At 41.6% G+C, this 16,932-nt stretch carries 17 protein-coding genes and 3 tRNA genes; 19 read left to right on the forward strand and 1 reads right to left on the reverse strand.

What is annotated here, in order from left to right:
* Positions 1-15 precede the first annotated feature (15 nt).
* A complete protein-coding gene (locus VMW78_00235) occupies positions 16-1,338 on the reverse strand; it encodes a DUF1015 domain-containing protein (GenBank protein HUV49444.1) in 1,323 nt (440 codons plus the stop codon).
* Positions 1,339-1,539: 201 nt separating this feature from the next.
* On the opposite strand from VMW78_00235, the gene VMW78_00240 reads away from it, so the two are divergent.
* The 19 genes from VMW78_00240 (at position 1,540) to pnp (ending at position 16,926) form a co-directional block, all read left to right on the forward strand.
* Positions 1,540-1,632 (forward strand) — tRNA-Ser (locus VMW78_00240).
* Positions 1,633-1,742: 110 nt separating this feature from the next.
* Positions 1,743-2,099, forward strand: a complete 357-nt coding sequence (locus VMW78_00245) for a four helix bundle protein (GenBank protein HUV49445.1) — start codon at positions 1,743-1,745, stop codon at positions 2,097-2,099.
* Between the two features lie 55 nt (positions 2,100-2,154).
* Positions 2,155-2,248, forward strand: a tRNA-Ser gene (locus VMW78_00250).
* Between the two features lie 53 nt (positions 2,249-2,301).
* Positions 2,302-4,005 carry a DNA polymerase III subunit gamma/tau gene (gene dnaX, locus VMW78_00255; GenBank protein ID HUV49446.1) on the forward strand — a complete coding sequence of 568 codons (1,704 nt, stop codon included), beginning with the start codon at positions 2,302-2,304 and terminating at the stop codon, positions 4,003-4,005.
* A 12-nt stretch (positions 4,006-4,017) separates the two neighbouring features.
* On the forward strand, positions 4,018-4,329 hold the full coding sequence (locus VMW78_00260; GenBank protein ID HUV49447.1) for a YbaB/EbfC family nucleoid-associated protein: 312 nt from the start codon (positions 4,018-4,020) through the stop codon (positions 4,327-4,329).
* Position 4,330: 1 nt separating this feature from the next.
* Complete coding sequence (recR, locus tag VMW78_00265) at positions 4,331-4,942, forward strand: recombination mediator RecR (protein HUV49448.1); 612 nt, start codon at positions 4,331-4,333, stop codon at positions 4,940-4,942.
* Positions 4,943-4,946: 4 nt separating this feature from the next.
* The gene (locus tag VMW78_00270; GenBank protein ID HUV49449.1) at positions 4,947-5,336 is read left to right on the forward strand and encodes a YkgJ family cysteine cluster protein; all 390 of its coding nucleotides are present in this window, start codon (positions 4,947-4,949) and stop codon (positions 5,334-5,336) included.
* Between the two features lie 157 nt (positions 5,337-5,493).
* Positions 5,494-6,279, forward strand: coding sequence for a glutamate racemase (murI, locus tag VMW78_00275; GenBank protein HUV49450.1), 786 nt, complete (start codon positions 5,494-5,496; stop codon positions 6,277-6,279).
* A 155-nt stretch (positions 6,280-6,434) separates the two neighbouring features.
* Positions 6,435-6,686 carry a hypothetical protein gene (locus tag VMW78_00280; protein ID HUV49451.1) on the forward strand — a complete coding sequence of 84 codons (252 nt, stop codon included), beginning with the start codon at positions 6,435-6,437 and terminating at the stop codon, positions 6,684-6,686.
* A 175-nt stretch (positions 6,687-6,861) separates the two neighbouring features.
* A tRNA-Gly gene (locus VMW78_00285) sits at positions 6,862-6,937 on the forward strand.
* A gap of 247 nt (positions 6,938-7,184) precedes the next feature.
* Positions 7,185-7,754: a ribosome maturation factor RimP gene (rimP, locus tag VMW78_00290; GenBank protein HUV49452.1), complete on the forward strand. Its 570-nt coding sequence runs from the start codon at positions 7,185-7,187 to the stop codon at positions 7,752-7,754.
* The gene (gene nusA / locus VMW78_00295) at positions 7,745-9,139 is read left to right on the forward strand and encodes a transcription termination factor NusA (protein HUV49453.1); all 1,395 of its coding nucleotides are present in this window, start codon (positions 7,745-7,747) and stop codon (positions 9,137-9,139) included. The genes rimP and nusA overlap by 10 nt, the downstream gene beginning before the upstream one ends.
* Before the next feature lie 53 nt (positions 9,140-9,192).
* Entirely contained in the window at positions 9,193-11,766 is a 2,574-nt protein-coding gene (gene infB / locus VMW78_00300) for a translation initiation factor IF-2 (protein HUV49454.1), read from the forward strand.
* Between the two features lie 82 nt (positions 11,767-11,848).
* Positions 11,849-12,136, forward strand: a complete 288-nt coding sequence (locus VMW78_00305; GenBank protein HUV49455.1) for a DUF503 domain-containing protein — start codon at positions 11,849-11,851, stop codon at positions 12,134-12,136.
* The gene (gene rbfA, locus VMW78_00310) at positions 12,133-12,483 is read left to right on the forward strand and encodes a 30S ribosome-binding factor RbfA (protein ID HUV49456.1); all 351 of its coding nucleotides are present in this window, start codon (positions 12,133-12,135) and stop codon (positions 12,481-12,483) included. Before VMW78_00305 ends, rbfA begins: the two co-directional genes overlap by 4 nt.
* On the forward strand, positions 12,476-13,444 hold the full coding sequence (locus tag VMW78_00315; GenBank protein ID HUV49457.1) for a bifunctional oligoribonuclease/PAP phosphatase NrnA: 969 nt from the start codon (positions 12,476-12,478) through the stop codon (positions 13,442-13,444). The genes rbfA and VMW78_00315 overlap by 8 nt, the downstream gene beginning before the upstream one ends.
* Positions 13,444-14,355, forward strand: a complete 912-nt coding sequence (gene truB, locus VMW78_00320; GenBank protein ID HUV49458.1) for a tRNA pseudouridine(55) synthase TruB — start codon at positions 13,444-13,446, stop codon at positions 14,353-14,355. The genes VMW78_00315 and truB overlap by 1 nt, the downstream gene beginning before the upstream one ends.
* Positions 14,356-14,395: 40 nt before the next feature.
* Entirely contained in the window at positions 14,396-14,665 is a 270-nt protein-coding gene (gene rpsO / locus VMW78_00325; protein ID HUV49459.1) for a 30S ribosomal protein S15, read from the forward strand.
* Positions 14,666-14,838: 173 nt separating this feature from the next.
* Positions 14,839-16,926 carry a polyribonucleotide nucleotidyltransferase gene (gene pnp / locus VMW78_00330; protein ID HUV49460.1) on the forward strand — a complete coding sequence of 696 codons (2,088 nt, stop codon included), beginning with the start codon at positions 14,839-14,841 and terminating at the stop codon, positions 16,924-16,926.
* Positions 16,927-16,932 lie beyond the last annotated feature (6 nt).

Genomic DNA, 16,932 nt, shown 5'->3' on the forward strand with positions numbered 1-16,932 from the left:
ATTTTCAGAATCTGTCTATAGCTTGTTTATCACCTGGCCGGTTATTACCTTGGGATAAAAATAGGTTGATTTTCTCGGCATTATCAGCCCCTGCTGGGCTATTTCACGCACCTGGTTAATTTTTGTCGGGTTAAGAATAAAGGTGATATCGCATCTGCCTGAGACAACCTCCTGGATCGCCTTTTCTTCGCTGCTTGAATATGCAATCAGTTTTTCATTATCAAGCATTGACTGGTCAAAACCAAGAATCTCCATTAATATAAGACGGGTCAACACGGTCACGTCAAGACTTTTTAATGGATCCGGGAGGTTTTCGCCTGTCACATGATTCATGACATTTGGCTTTAATGTCAGCAAATAAAATTCCGGATGGTTTTTCATAAAGGCTCCAATCATATTTTTTGAGCTGTTTGATTTAAGAGCCGATATAAAGTTTGCCCTGGCTTTTCCTATTTCGTTGTTTTCAAATGGTATTCTATTTATGCAAAAATAATTTTCTGCTTTTTGGATAAATGAAGCAAGAATTGAATCTTTAATCCCTGTCAGCATTCGGTGTGCCGGAAGTATAACCAGACCGGGATCTTCCATGCTGCAAAGATACATCATTACATAGTTGGCCGGATTGTCGTTATTAAAATCAGGCGTTGTGCTTGACAGGTGGTTTTTATAGTTAAGGGCTGTTTCATATCGATGGTGTCCATCAGCTATAAAAATGCTTTTTTCTTTCATTGCATCGGCAACATATCTGTGCACAGAGCTGTCGGTTATGCGCCATAGCCTGTGTTTCATGCCTTGTTTATCGATAATGTCTATGTCAGGTTTTTTGCTGCATGCAGCATCCTTTAATGAATCCAAAATAATGTTTTGATCTGAATAGAGTGAAAATATGGGACTGAAATTGGCATTGCAGGCCTTTATCAGCTCGAATCTTTCCGCGCTTACCTTGGAGAAGGTTTTTTCATGGGGAAGAATTATACCCTTGTCAAAGGGTTCAAGGCGGACCAGAGCGTTCAGCCCATAGCGCGTAACTATTTTATTTCCCAAGGTAAAACCAACAGTTGTCAGATAAAAGGCCGGCGATGTATCCTGCACCATTATTTTTTCTGAAATCCATTTGTTAAGCAGGTTTGCGGCCCTTGTATACCGGTTGTTTTTATCCGTGTCATTTTTTGTTGATTTACCCAGGTCCAGCCGGACAATATTATACGGACTTTGTTTGTAAAAATTACACTGATCTTGTTCAGTAATGATATCATAAGGCGGTGTTATGACTTCAGATAGATTATGAATTTTGTGCTGGTTATAGAGTATTCCCCTGAAAGGGATGATTTCAGCCATGTTTTTTTCCTGTTTCCCTCTGTTTGTTATTTCCGTGAAGTTTATCCCCTTTTACGCAACCATCAATAATAGGATAATCTTATTCAAGTCAAATAATTATTGAAAAAATTTTATTTGTTTTTTTTTCTTTCCAAAACATCTGGGCATATAAAGTTTATTGACATGAAACAGCAAAAAAATATAAATAAACTATTTACTGCCGGAGAGGTTGCCGAGTGGCTGAAGGCCCCGCTCTCGAAAAGCGGTATCCTGTGAATAACGGGATCGTGGGTTCGAATCCCACCCTCTCCGCCAGGAGATTTAACGTTGTTAAATCTCACCAGTGGCTTGTAGCCAGCAGCTCAAAGGCTTTGCCTACTCGTAGCTATTAGCTATAAGTAGCCGTTAGGCTCTTAAGGGATTCTATGAAATTTAGATTCAAAGAGTTTAGAATTTACAAAGACGCTAAAGACTATTGTAGATTTTGCCGGGACGTTATTGCGAATCATTTAGCCAGACAAGACAAAAGTTTAACAAGCCAATTGGATAGAGCACTGAATTCAATTGTGCTTAACATTGCTGAAGGATCTGCTGACAATTCTGATACTGAGTTTGCCCGGTTTTTAGGTATATCAATGAGATCTGTCTATGAAACCGTTGCAGGATTTGATCTTGCAACCCTATATGAATATATTGATGAGGATTTAAACCAGAGAATTGAAGAAAAGGCACACTCTCTGGTAAAGCAATTAGCATCATTTCGTAACAAGCTTAAAACATAATGCTATTAGCTAAGAGCTATTAGCTAATAGTACCCCCGCTTGTAGCGGGGGTTGCGGAGAGATGTCCGAGCTGGCTGAAGGAGCACGACTGGAAATCGTGTGTGCTGCCAAAAGCGGCACCCAGGGTTCGAATCCCTGTCTCTCCGCCAAAAAATCTTTACCACAGAGAGATTTAAAGCGGTTAAAATGGAATATCATCTGTATGTCTTATATTGTTCTTGCACGCAAATACCGTCCCCAGACATTTGAGCAGGTTATTAAGCAGGATCATGTTACCCTGACTTTAACCAATGCGATTTCATTAAATCGTGTTGCACACGCAATTTTGCTTACAGGGCCCAGGGGAACAGGCAAGACAACCGTTGCCCGTATACTGGCAAAAGCCATGAATTGTAAGGATGGCCCTACTCCTGTTCCATGCAATAAATGCAGATCCTGCCATGAAATCACTTCAGGCAGTTCAGCCGATGTGTATGAAATTGACGGTGCATCAAATAATGGTGTAGAGCAGATCAGAACTTTGTGTGACAACATCAAGTATATGCCGGCATATAGCCGTTACAAAATATATATTATTGATGAAGTCCACATGCTCAGTAAGGGCGCATTTAACGCTCTTCTAAAGACCCTTGAAGAGCCGCCGTCCCATGTCATGTTTATTTTTGCCACTACCGAGCCAAACAGAATCCCGATAACCATTCTTTCCAGATGCCAGAGATACGATTTCAGGCATATAGATATTGAGTCGCTTTCTGAGCACATGAAAGATCTCTGCGCCAAAGAAGGGTTTGATATATCTATTGAGAGCCTCGAGCTTATTGCCCGTGAAGCAGGAGGAAGCATGAGAGATGCTTTAAGTCTTCTTGACCAGGTTATCTCTTGCGTGCAGGGCTCTATAACGCACGACAAAGTCTTGGATATTTTAAGCGTTATTGACAGAAAAATTATTTTTGATATTTCCGGTGCTGTTTTACGCGGGGATCTTCCGGCGATTCTTGATATTTTGGATGATATTTATGCCCGTGGTTATGAAATGCAAAAGCTGTATGCTGATATGGTTGAACAATTCAGGAATTTGCTTGTTGTAAATATGGGGGAAAATATCGGCAAGCTGGTAAATCTTCCCGCGCATGAAATAGACCTTATGCGTGATCAGGCAAAGGATGTCTCTCCGATTTTTTTAAATCAGATTTTTGATCTTCTTTTTAAGGAGGAGCCTGCGATAAGGTTTTCAGCTCAGCCAAAGCTGGCAATTGAATTGCTGTTTATCAAGATGTTTCAGATAAAACCGGCCATGCCCATCGACCTGCTTATTGAAAAGCTTGATAATCTTAAAAATGGTATTTATGAAAAAAAGGATTATGGGATTTCCGAAGACCAGGCATCTTACGGCTGTCACGAAAAAGGTCATCAATTGAACAGCCACGAGCAAGGCCGGCCTGAAAAGGATCTTCAGGGCTGGACAGGGTCGGCAACGGAAATCAGGGAATTAAAAGAGCCTGATGATCAAACAAATGTTTCATATAAAGACGATCTTGATCTGACATGGAAAAGGCTGCTTGATATTTTTCTGAAAAACCATTCTGCACTTGCTGCAAACCTTGAAAAGTGCATCCTGAAAAAACTGACGGAACATAGCCTGGAAATCGAAATCAACGGCAATGGTTTTAATGTTAACATGATAAAGCGCAGTAAAAATGTGGCTATTATAAAAAAGGTATGCGAAGATTTTTTTGGGAAAAGAATGGATCTGGCCTTAACAATTAAAGAGAACCAGAAAAAAGACAACCAGGAACATAAAACAGACAGAGAAAGCCGTTTGAAACAGGAGGCTTTAAGCCACAGCCTGGTCGCGGACACTATAGAAATTTTCAATGGACGGATATTGGATGTAAAAATATTATAGGAGGTATTTTTCATGAAAGGCATGGGGGGTATGATGAAGCAGGCCCAGAAGCTTCAAGCCAGGATGGCAAGCCTGCAGGAAGAGATGGCTGAAAAAGTTATTGAAGCAACTGCAGGCGGAGGCATGATAAAGGTCGCAGCAAACGGCAGGCAGCAGATTCTGTCTATTCAGATAGAAAAAGAGGTTGTGGATCCTGATGATGTTGAGATGTTGCAGGACCTGATATTAGCGGCGGTAAATGACGCTCTGGCAAAGTCAAATGAAATGGTTTCAGCAGAAATGAGCAAGCTTACAGGCGGCTTGAGCATACCAGGATTAATGTAACATGAGCTTTTATCCATTGCCAATCTTGAATTTGATTAGAAATATATCAAGGTTGCCGGGAGTTGGCGAAAAAACAGCCGAACGTCTTGCAATGCATATATTGCGCACTCCGCTCAGGGAGGCTGAGGAGCTTGCCCGCAGCATACTGGAAATGAAAGACAAAATAAAACTGTGCTCAACATGTTATGCTTTGAGCGACAGCCATATTTGCAATATTTGCAGCGACCAGACAAGGTCAGCCGCCATATTATGCGTTGTGGAGCAGCCTGCTGATATGGTTGCTATTGAAAAGTCAGGCTCATATAAGGGCTTGTATCATATTCTTCAAGGGGTGCTTTCCCCAATGAACGGAGTGGGCCCGGATAAGATCAGAATCAAAGAGCTTGTATTAAGGATAGAGAAAAACATGGTCAAAGAGGTTGTGCTGGCAACAGGCACAAATGTTGAAGGTGAGGCAACCGCCTCTTATATTGCGCAACTCCTTAACAAATATCCGGTTAAAATAACCCGGATAGCGTCCGGCGTGCCGATGGGAGGCGACCTGAAATACGTGGATCAGGTTACCTTGAAAAGGGCCATGGAAACCAGGCATACTGTTGATTTTGGCGGTTAATGATATGAACCCATCCGATATCTTCAAATGTGAAAAATGCGGTGACTGTTGCAAGGGATATGGCGGGACTTATGTTACTGAGAAAGATATTGAAGCAATAGCAGCTTATATCAAGACGGATAAAGAGAATTTTGTCAAAGATTATTGTTATATGTCCGGAAGCCGGCCGGTTTTGGCACAGAAAAAGGATGGCTACTGTATATTCTGGGACAAACTTTGCACAATTCATCCGGTTAAGCCTAAAATGTGCAGGCAGTGGCCTTTTATCAAAAATGTATTGATAGATATAAATAACTGGCAGATCATGGCCAGCATATGCTCGGGCATGCGCATAGATGTGCCTGATGAAACAATCAGGGAATGCGTAAGGAAAGAACTTTTAAAGAATCAATAATGACAAGCTCGCAAAAAGTCCAAAAACACCGTTTTCCGTCATTCCGTCGAAAGCCGGAATCCAGTCTTTTCAAGCAGTTGAAAGCCATATGGACTCCGGTTTTCACCGGAGTGACGACTTTTTACGAGTTTATCAATAATTATGAACTTGCAAAAATATGATTGGAATATTTGATTCAGGAATAGGTGGTCTGACCGTTGTGCGAGCATTTATGGAACAGCTGTCAGGTTATGATATTATCTATTTTGGTGATACTGCCAGAACTCCGTATGGCAACAAGAGCCCTGAAACAGTTGTCAAGTATGCTCTTGAAAACACAGATTTTCTTTTAAGCAAAGGCGCAAAGATAATTGTCATGGCATGCCATACAGCTTCAAGTGTTGCAACGGAAAAGATGGCTGAAAGGTTTGATGTCCCGATTTTCGAAGTTATCACACCGGCTGTAGAGCTTGCAATAAAGTCTTCCGGAAAGTCCGGAATCGGCGTTATCGGAACAAGGGCTACGATAAACAGCGGCATCTATGAAAAAAAGATAAAGCAAATGAATCCTGATGCAAAGGTTTATTCCTTTCCGTGCCCTTTGCTTGTCCCATTGGTAGAGGAGGGGTGGCTTAAAAAACCGGAAACAAGGATGATAGTAAAAAAATATCTGCATCCCCTGAAGATCAGGCAGATAAAAACCCTTATCCTTGGTTGCACCCATTATCCAATCTTAAAAAACATCATACAGCAAAAGGTTGGCAAGAGGGTAAACATAATCGATTCTTCTATCGCTGTTGCAGGCAAGGTAAAGGCTTTTTTAGAAAATCATATTGAAGTCGACAGTATGCTCGATAAAAAAGGGGGGTGCAGGTTCTTTGTGTCTGATGTAACAGCGCAGTTTGAAAAAACAGCAAAAGACATGCTTAAAAGAACCCTTATTCTTGAGCATGTAAGGATATAAGGCAACAGTTCACGGTTGTCGGTTTACGGCTCACAGTTTTTTCAATGAACTATGCAAAGAGCGGCTTTTATGCTTTGATCAACCGTTAACTGTAAACTGTTAACCGTAAGCGGTTACAGATATTAGACGTGATTAATATTTATGGAGAGAAAGTCGTGAAAGACAAAGAAGGATTATACTATTATCCGTTTCCCGGGAACAAACAAATCCGCACGTATGTTCGCGAATCTGAAGGAAACATTTGGTTCAGGCTCTGGAATAAAGAAGACCCTGGCCTGTGGATGGAACACGGGTGGGTGCCGTACGGGGCCATCAAGCTGGCTGCAAGCATGTTCAAGCGCGGCGGTTTTGACCCTGACCAGGCTTATGATATCAGGGTGGCAAAGGCGCTTCTTGCAGAAAAATAATCGTTAAGCATGCATTGTGAATAAGGTTGAAAATTCATATCCTTATTTTGTGCCTTTGTGGCTGAACTGCTGTCTTATTTTGTGTTTTCGTGATTGTTTTTTCAAGGGTCTCATCTGCTGATTATAAAAATATTGACAAATAAATATTTTTGACATAATTTAATTAACTTGGGATGCGGGCATAGCTCAGCTGGTAGAGTACAAGCTTCCCAAGCTTGGTGTCGCGAGTTCGAATCTCGTTGCCCGCTCCATGTGTCTGTGTGTCCGCCTTTTTTCATTTATAAAGGTTTAGTAAAGAGATATCTGGAGAATGGAGATGACCTTCGGCAATCTCCTTGATGATGGGACTTTTATCTATATGCTCGGGTTGGAGTAAATTGTTTCTTATGGTTATTTCGTTGAACAGATAAAGGTTCTATCTATTTCAAAAGAGTTATAAATGAGAAGAAACGGGCTTTAGCCCGTTTTTTTTGTTTTTTTGATATGGGTTATAGACAGGTGAGAACTAAAAGGGAAAAAATAAAGAGATCTGAATTTAATAGAAAAGATCGGGAATTTAAAATAGGGCCTCGGGCGGCTCAGAAAGAAATCGTCAGATGGATAAAGGAGTCGGCACAGCTATTATGCGAAGTCGAAGGCATGGAGCTGGTTCATGTTGAGTGTCAGCGGGAATCAGCCCGTATGATAATACGTCTTTATATAGACAGGCCCGGAGGAGTTACGCTGGATGACTGTGTGCATATCAGCAGGCAGATGAACAATTCTATGGATGTTGATCTAAAAGAATCGGATTTTGAAAACATTGGGCCATATAATCTGGAGGTTTCATCTCCAGGGCCTAATCGGCCTCTTGGGGAAAGGTCGGACTTTGAAAGGTTCAAGGGACAAATTGTTGAAATTAAGACATTGAAACCTGTTGAGGAGCAAAAAAAATTCAAGGGCGTTCTGCTGGGTATGTCAGAAGAAACTGTTGAGCTTTTAAGCAACGACAAGACAATTGCTATTCCTTTTAAGGAAATTACCAGGGCGTGCCTTATTAATTATAATGGAGAAAATCGATGCTTATAACAGAAATTAAGCGTGTAGTTGATCAGGTTAGCCGAGATAAGGGTATTGAGCGCAAAGTTCTTATTAAGGCTCTTGAAGAGGCATTAAGATCGGCTGCTAAAAAAAAGTTTGGAAGCAAAGTCGATATTGAAGTGCAATATAACGAAGAAACCGGTGAGATAGAGGTGTTCCAGTTTAAAGAGGTCGTGGAGGAGGTAACCGAACCTGATCTTCAAGTCAGCATGGCAGAAGGACGCAATCTGGATCCGGAATGTGCTGTTGGAGACAGCCTTGGCACAAAAATGGATACCTCAACCTTTGGCAGGATAGCTGCGCAGTCAGCCAAACAGGTTATTATTCAGAAGATGAAGGATGCGGAAAATGATGCGATTTACGCCAGCTACATCGACCGGAAAGGTGAAATAATAAATGGAATTGTCCAGCGCATCGACCGCGGTAATATCATTGTTAATCTTGGTCATACCGAAGGTATTCTTCCAGCCAGAGAGCAGGTTCCAAAAGAGACATATCGACGTGGAGATCGAATTAGAGCGCATATAATTGATGTGTTGCGTGACACTCGCGGGCCGCAGATAGTTCTTTCCAGAACACACCCTAATTTTCTTGTTAATCTTTTTAAAACAGAAGTTCCTGAAATTAATGAAGGGATTGTTAAGGTCATGGGCACGGCTCGTGAACCAGGAGTCAGGGCAAAATTTGCGGTAGTATCAAATGATTCTGATATAGATCCGGTCGGAGCATGTGTTGGAATGAAAGGAAGCCGTGTGCAGAATGTTGTTCAGGAGCTCAGAGGTGAGAAGATAGACATTATATCCTGGCATATTGATCCTGCAAAATTTGTGTGCAATGCTCTGGCGCCTGCTGAAATATCCAGGGTAATTATTGATGAAGAGAATCGTTCAATGGAAGTAATAGTCCCTGACGAATTCCTGTCAATAGCTATTGGGAAAAATGGCCAGAACGTGAGGCTTGCTTCAAAATTGACCAAATGGCACCTTGATGTCATAAGTGAGGCGCGTTATAGCAAGGCCATGCAAAACGGTTACGATTCTTTAGTGGCATTGACCGGAGTAAGCATAAGCATGGCGGACACACTGTATGAAAAGGGCTATTTTTCTGCTGAAGAATTAAGCAAAGCTGCTCCGGAAGATTTGATTCAGACCAGAGAGATTGATACAACAAAAAAAGCCGAAAAACTAATCAAAACCGCAAAGGATTATTTGGCAAATATAAAAGAAATTAAGGCAACATCTGAAGAAGAATTATCTGACGATTCGCATGAGCCGGCCAACCGAAACGGATCAGAGCCTTTATCATTATCAGATGATCAAAAAGATTCCGGAGAAGAAGCGGACAAAGAAGAAAATGTATTGAAAAAGGATTAATGTCATGCCAAGGAATGCAATAGCATTAAAACAATTAAACTTTAGGAGGATTGATGGCAAAAATCAGAGTATATGAGTTTGCCAAGACTCTTAACATAGAAAACAAGATGCTCCTTGAAAAGTTAAGGGATATGGGCGTTTCTGTAAAGAGCCATATGAGTGCTCTGAATGAAGAGACAATGGCCAGAGTCAGGGCCGAGCTTTTCGGCCCAAAGCCTCAGGAGATTGAGATTACGCGCGTTAAACCAACCGTTATTCGAAGACGCGCAACACCTGTTAAGGCAAAAGTGGTGGATGCTGAAGCAGTGCCTTTGGAAGATGTAACTCTTCTTGAAAAGAAGGTTGAAGAAAAACCGGTTGAGAAAAAGGTTGCTGAAAAAGCGGTCGCTAAAAAGAAGAAAGATCTTCCCAAAATAATCGAAGAGCCTAAGCAAGCTGTTGAATCTGTTGAGCCGCAAAAAAAGGAGAAGGTCGCTGCTGGATTAAAACCCGCAAAGGTCCTGAAACCTAAAAAAGGGCTAAAGAAAGAGGTCCCTGCGAAGATCATAAAGATGCCGATAACTCCCGAGAAAAGGGTTAAGATTGAGCCAAAACCCGAGCCTGAGTTAAAACCTGAAAAAAAACCGGCTGAGATAACCGAAGTCCCTGTTAAAAAACACAAGAAAAAGGTCGAAAAAAAGAAGCCGGAAGAAGCTGTTGAGGACAGAAAGTTTTTAAAAAAGAAAATCTCTTTTCGAAAAAAAGAGATCGTGGAAGGCAAAGACCTTTATGCCAAGGGATATCCCGGCAGAAAAGGCCGCAAGGGGGCTAAGGGAAGAATAGCAGCTTATGGCCAAAAGCCATTGATTACCACGCCTAAAGCCATTAAACGGAGGATTAAAATTGACGATGCTATTGTTGTATCGGATTTGGCTAAGCGCATGGGAGTTAAAGCAGGTGAAATAATAAAAAAACTTATGTCATTAGGCGTTATGGCAACCCTTAACCATGCAATAGACTTTGATACAGCGGCTATTGTTGCCGAAGAATTTAATTATGAAGTCGAACAAGCCACTTCTGTAGAAAAATTTATTTTAAAAACCGAAAAGGATGATCCTGACAAGCTGATTGTCAGGCCGCCTGTTGTTACTGTTATGGGGCATGTGGATCATGGTAAAACATCTCTCCTCGATGTGATACGTAAAAGCCATGTAACCGATACCGAAGCCGGTGGTATTACGCAACACATAGGCGCATATTGTGTTTCTACAGATAAAGGGCAAATCGTCTTTTTAGACACTCCAGGGCATGAAGCTTTTAGTGCAATGCGTGCACGCGGGGCCAAAGTTACAGATATTGTAATTCTTGTTGTTGCTGCCGACGACGGTGTTATGCCACAGACGATCGAGGCTGTTAATCACGCAAAGGTCGCAAAAGTGCCGATAATTGTAGCTGTTAACAAGATCGACAAACCAGGTGCGGATCCTGAACGCGTTAAACGTGAACTATCCGACCTGGGACTTGTGCCAGAGGATTGGGGAGGAGATGTTTTCTTTATTAATGTTTCCGCCAAGGAGAATATCGGCATAAACGATCTGCTTGATATGATACTCTTTCAGGCGGAATTATTGGAGCTAAAGGCCAATCCTGACAAGCTGTCAAATGGTCATGTGGTTGAATCAAAAATTGATCCTGGCAGAGGGGCTGTTGCCACAGTGCTTGTGCAGGAAGGCACTCTTCGTGTGGGTGATACGTTAGTTTGTGGAATACACTATGGAAAGGTTCGAGCCATATTGAACGACAGGGGGTATATGATTAAATCCGCGGGGCCATCAATGCCTGTGGAGGTAGTCGGCCTTTCTGGTGTGCCTGATGCCGGAGACGATTTTATTGCTCTTTCCGATGATAAAAAAGCAAAGCAGGTCAGCCTGCATCGTATTCAGGAGCAGCGATCCAGAGAACTGGCAAAAACAGGCAGATTAAGCCTGAGCCTTGAAAAACTTTATGAGAGCATGCAGGAAGGCGAAACTAAGGAGTTGAATCTTATAATAAAGACAGATGTGCAAGGCTCTATCGAGGCGCTTGCGGATTCTCTCACAAAACTTTCCAATGATGAAGTTAAAATAAATGTCATCCATTCAGCTACCGGAACTATAAGCGAATCGGATATTTCTCTGGCAGCGGTATCAAAAGCGATAATTATCGGCTTTAATGTACGCTCAAACCCAAAGGTTCAGGCGTATGCAAATGAGGAAAATGTCGATATACGTTATCATAAGATTATCTATAATGTTATCAAGGAGATAAAGGATGCTATCCTTGGCATGATGTCTTCTGCTTTTGAAGAACGGATTTTGGGCAGAGCCGAAATTCGCGAAGTTTTTCATATCCCCAAAATCGGCAAGGTCGGCGGTTGTTATGTGACCGATGGGAAGGTTGAGCGAGGAAGATCCGCGCGTGTTCTTAGAGACGGCGTCATCTGTTATGACGGCAAGATTTCTTCACTGCACCGTTTTAAAGACGATGCCAAGGAGGTCCAGAGCGGCTATGAATGCGGAATCGGCATTGAAAAATACAACGATATTAAGGTCGGCGATATAATTGAATGCTACTACCTGGAAGAGATTAAACCTAAGATGGAAGAATAAACCATTATTTGCTAAGGCAGGTAGATTTGTCGGGACTAAAAAGCAAAGGATTTAAAACCGGCGAATAAAAAAATAAGAAACTATGGTTGTCGGTTCAGGGATTATTGTATTCAGGCTGCATGACTGTCGTTCTTTAAAAGGCAAAAGAACGATTGTCAAATCGATTATCAGCCGGTTGCGAAACAATTTTAATGCTTCGGTTGCCGAGGTTGGCTCAAATGATATCCATCAAAGAGCTGAAATAGGTTTTGTTCTGGTCGGCAACAACAAGGCAGTGATTAATTCTAAGATTGACAAAATATTCAACATGGCAGACGAGTTGGGGCTGGCCGAGATAATTGATAGCAAAATGGAGATTGTCAATTTATGAAATGCTTTTCACGATCCGATAGAGTAAGCGGCCAGATACAAAAAAATCTGTCGGAACTGCTGAAAAAAAGCATTAAAGATCCTCGCCTTGAGATGGTTACGATTACCAGTGTAAAGATGTCTCAAGACTTAAGGATTGCCCGTGTATACTTTGTTTCTTCAGGAGATAAAACAAGCAGAAAACAGGCAGTCCAAGGTTTTAAGAGCGCTCTTGGATATGTAAAACGGATTCTTGCCGCTAAACTGGGCTTGCGTTACATGCCTGATCTGCATTTTTTTTATGATGAATCTTTTGATTATGGATCGCACATAGACCATATGTTAAAATTAATAAAAACTGATGATTAATCAGATAATACAACACTTGAAAAACAGTAATAATATTTTTCTTTGTTCCCATATTAATCCGGATGGAGATGCGATAGCCTCTATGATTGCCATGGGGCTTTCACTTGCTTTATGGCAAAAAAAAATAACCCTTTATAACGAAAGCCCAATTCCTGCTGTTTATAGTTTTTTGCCTTCAGTCAAACGTATTGTGCGGCACATTGACAGACAAACCATATATGATACCGCAATTGTTCTTGATTGTGGCGATTTGCATCGTGTGGGGAAGGCAGCTTCATTTGTAAGCCGTATTCCGGTCCTCATCAATATTGACCATCACCTTTCCAATAACAGCTTTGGCGATTTTCAGTTAATAGATTTTTCTGCATGCGCCAGCGTTGAAATCATATATCGTCTTTTAGGGGAAATGGGGTTGCCAATCAGCAAGGATATTGCTACCCTGATATATACTGGGATTTTAACCGATACAGGTTCGTTCCGTTTTTCAAATACGAACAAATCTGCTTTTACAATTTGCAGGGAAATGATAAATATTGGTGTTGATCCCTATTATATTGCCAGGAATATATATGAAACTTTATCTCCGGGTTACATTAAACTTTTACATAAGGCGCTTGGCTCTATAGAGATATCAAAAAACGGTAAACTATCAATGATAACGCTTACGAAGGAGATGTTAGATAAAACCGGAGCTCGGCCTGAAGAGGTAAACGGTCTGATAGATTACGCAAAGGCTATAAAAAATGTTAAGATAGCGGTTCTTATTCACGGTATATCTGACACGAGAGAAGAAGCGCATGGCCGATTTCGTGTCAGTCTCCGTTCCGATGGAACCGTTGATGTCGCTGCATTTGCCTCATCTTTTGGCGGTGGTGGGCATTACAGTGCGTCAGGATTTGCTATTGAATCTTCAATTATTGATTTAAAAAACCTGATTTTTAATTTTGCCGAAAAAATTTGATGCAGCATCGATTAAACGGGATTTTAGTTGTAGATAAATCGCCAGATATGACTTCCGCCAAAGTTGTAGCCCATGTTAAAAAACTGCTTGGTGCAGAAAAAGTCGGACATGCCGGCACCCTTGATCCGTTTGCAACAGGTGTATTGGTCTGCTGCCTCAATGATGCTACAAAGCTTTGCAGGTTTTTATTGCACGACAAAAAAAAATATGTGGCGGTTATTCATCTTGGGGTTGAAACAGATACGCAGGATTTTACAGGAAATATAATTTCAACATCCGATAAAACGACATTTACGGATAAGAAGTTACGTCTAACATTTAAGCAATTTGAAGGGGCTATCAAACAATGGCCTCCGGTTTATTCGGCGTTAAAACATAAAGGGGTTCCATTATACAAGCTTGCGCGAAGAGGCAAGCCTGTTCAGAAAGAGGCAAGGAGTGTTTTTCTTTCATATATTAAAATACTTGAGATAAGTTTACCTTTGATACGTTTTGAGGTGTCCTGCTCTGCGGGAACATATATCAGGACGCTATGCGCAGATATTGGGGCGGCTCTTGGATGCGGAGGGTGCCTTGAAGAGCTAAGAAGGATTGAAAGCAGTGGATTTACAATCAGCCAGGCTTTAACACTGCCGGAAATGGAGGATCTTCATTTATCGCATAAGCTTTCAGATCGGTTAATAAGTATGTCAGACGTGTTGCAATATATGCCCAGGCATATCGCCGATAATCTTTTGACTGATAAGTTAAAACATGGCAGCATAATTACCAGGCAGGATATTATTTTACAACAAACGGATATTTATGAAGATTTCATCAAGATTATGGACACTGATGATAATCTTATAGCAATATTAAATCTGGAAAAAGATAGCGACAAATATCATTATTGCTGTGTTTTCCCAAAATAATATAATATAAAATATTTATTAAAAGGAGGAGGCAAATAAAGTGGTTCAGACATCGGAAATTAAAAAAGATCTTATTAATCAATATAAATTGCATGAAACCGATACAGGTTCACCCGAGGTTCAGATCGGGCTTCTGACACATCGTATCGTATATCTTACTGAACACTTGAAGGTTCACAAAAAGGATCATCATTCCAGAAGAGGTTTGCTGGTTTTGGTTGGAAGGCGACGCAGACTTTTAAATTACGTTAAAAACAATGATGTGAAGCGATATCGCTTGATCATTCAAAACATGGGGCTGAGAAGATAACATATTTATTCAGCCGCCTTTTTTTATTGATGAATTCGTAACAAGTCATTTTTTTACCACTGAGCCCACAGAGAACATATTGATATTTTAAATGGTGTTTCCGTGTTCTTTGCGGCAAATTTGTTTTTTGCGAAGCCGTCATTATCAGTTATTAGTCTTTATAAGGAGACAAAATGGAAAATATATATAAAGCCGAAGTAGGGGGAAGAACCCTAAGCATAAGTTCGGGCAAAATTGCAAAACAGGCTTCAGGTTCGGTTGTAGTCCAATACGGAGAAACCATTGTGATGGTTTCTGTTGTATCATCCAGAGAGGAACGGGAGGTAGCTTTTTTGCCTCTTTCAGTAGAATATCAGGAAAAGATATATGCAGCAGGCCGGATACCCGGTAATTATTTCAGGCGTGAACTCGGACGCCCAAGTGAAAAAGAGACATTAACAGCCCGGCTGATCGACCGCCCCATCAGGCCTCTTTTCCCAAAAGGCTACTGCAGCGAAACACAGATTATCGCTCTTGTTCTTTCCATGGATCAGGAGAATGATCCCGATATTCTGGCAATGATAGGTGCCTCCGCAGCTCTTGAAATATCTGACATCCCTTTTGCCGGACCTATTGCATCTGTTCGAGTCGGCAGAATAGACGGCAAGCTTTTAATCAACCCTTCAATAAGTGAATACGAACTCTGCGATATCAATATTATTGTAGCTGGTTCTGAAACCGGAATTGTAATGGTAGAAGGCGGTGGTAACGTAGTCAATGAAGCAGATATGCTGGAGGCTATATTTTACGGGCATGAGGCATTAAAACCGATAGTTGATATGCAAAAGAAGCTAAAATCAAGCAATGGAGTTCAAAAACGTTTATTTGTCCTTCCTGAAAAAGACAAGGATCTTGTCAATAAAATCGTTCCTGAAGCATCCTCGCAGCTACTTGATATCCTTATGATTCCCGGCAAACAAGACCGCAACAAATCTCTTAGCGTTTTCAAGTCTGATAGCTTTGCAAAACTCGGCGATGATTTTACTGAACGCAAGGATGAAGTATATGAGATATATAATGACTTAATTAAATCAATTATGCGAGATCTTATCCTTAAGGAAGGGCGCAGGATAGACAACAGAAGATTTGATGAAATAAGGTCTGTTTCCTGTGAAGTCGGAGTGCTGCCCAGGCCTCACGGAAGCGCCCTGTTTACCAGGGGGGAAACTCAGGTATTAGGAGTGTTAACCCTTGGTTCGGGTCGTGATGAGCAGCGGGTGGAAACTTTAAGCGGGGAAGAATCCAGACCGTTTATGCTTCATTACAATTTTCCCCCTTATTCAGTTGGAGAGGCAAAACGCTTTATGGGCCCAAGCCGTAGAGATATAGGCCATGGCGGGCTGTCAACAAGAGCTATTGAAAAGGTTTTGCCGCCCAAGGAAGAATTTGATTATACTATTCGAATTGTTTCAGAGGTGATGGAGTCTAACGGCTCTTCATCCATGGGGACCGTATGTGCGGGTATTCTGGCCCTGATGGATGGCGGGGTTCCCATAAAGGCCCCGGTTGCAGGCATTGCAATGGGCCTTGTAAAGGATGGAGATAATGTGGTTATACTGTCCGACATTCTTGGGGATGAAGATCATGCCGGTGATATGGATTTTAAGGTGGCCGGCACATCTGAAGGCATAACCGCACTTCAAATGGATATTAAAATTCATGAGCTGTCAAAGAATATATTGGAAAAGGCTCTTGAACAAGCCCGTTTGGGGAGGCTTTTTATTCTTGACAGGATGCTGGAAGCATTGGAAAAGCCCAGGGACAACACCTCTCCCTATGCCCCCAGAATAATAACTATAAATATCAATCCTGATAAAATCCGGGATCTCATAGGGCCGGGCGGGAAAATGATCAGGGCGATTCAGAGTGAAACAAACACGCAAGTTGAGGTAGATGATACCGGTCTTGTTAAAATCGCTGCTTTTTCTCGGGAAGAATCGGATGCAGCTTTACAAGCGATAAAAGCTATTACAATGGAACCGGAGGTAGGGGCAATTTACGAAGGCAAAGTAGTGAAAATCATGGATTTTGGCGCATTTGTCCAGATAATGCCCGGCTGTGACGGTCTTGTACATATTTCACAACTTGCCACGCAGAGGGTTGCAAAGGTTTCAGACATTGTTAAGGAAGGCGACATAATTAAAGTCAAGGTTCTCGAAGTTTCAAATGACGGGAAGATACGCCTGAGCCGCAAGGCTGTTCTGGAAGAAGAACAGGTTTAAGGTCTG

The organism is Anaerolineae bacterium, assembly GCA_035529315.1.
GTDB lineage: Bacteria > Desulfobacterota > Desulfobacteria > Desulfobacterales > ETH-SRB1 > Desulfaltia.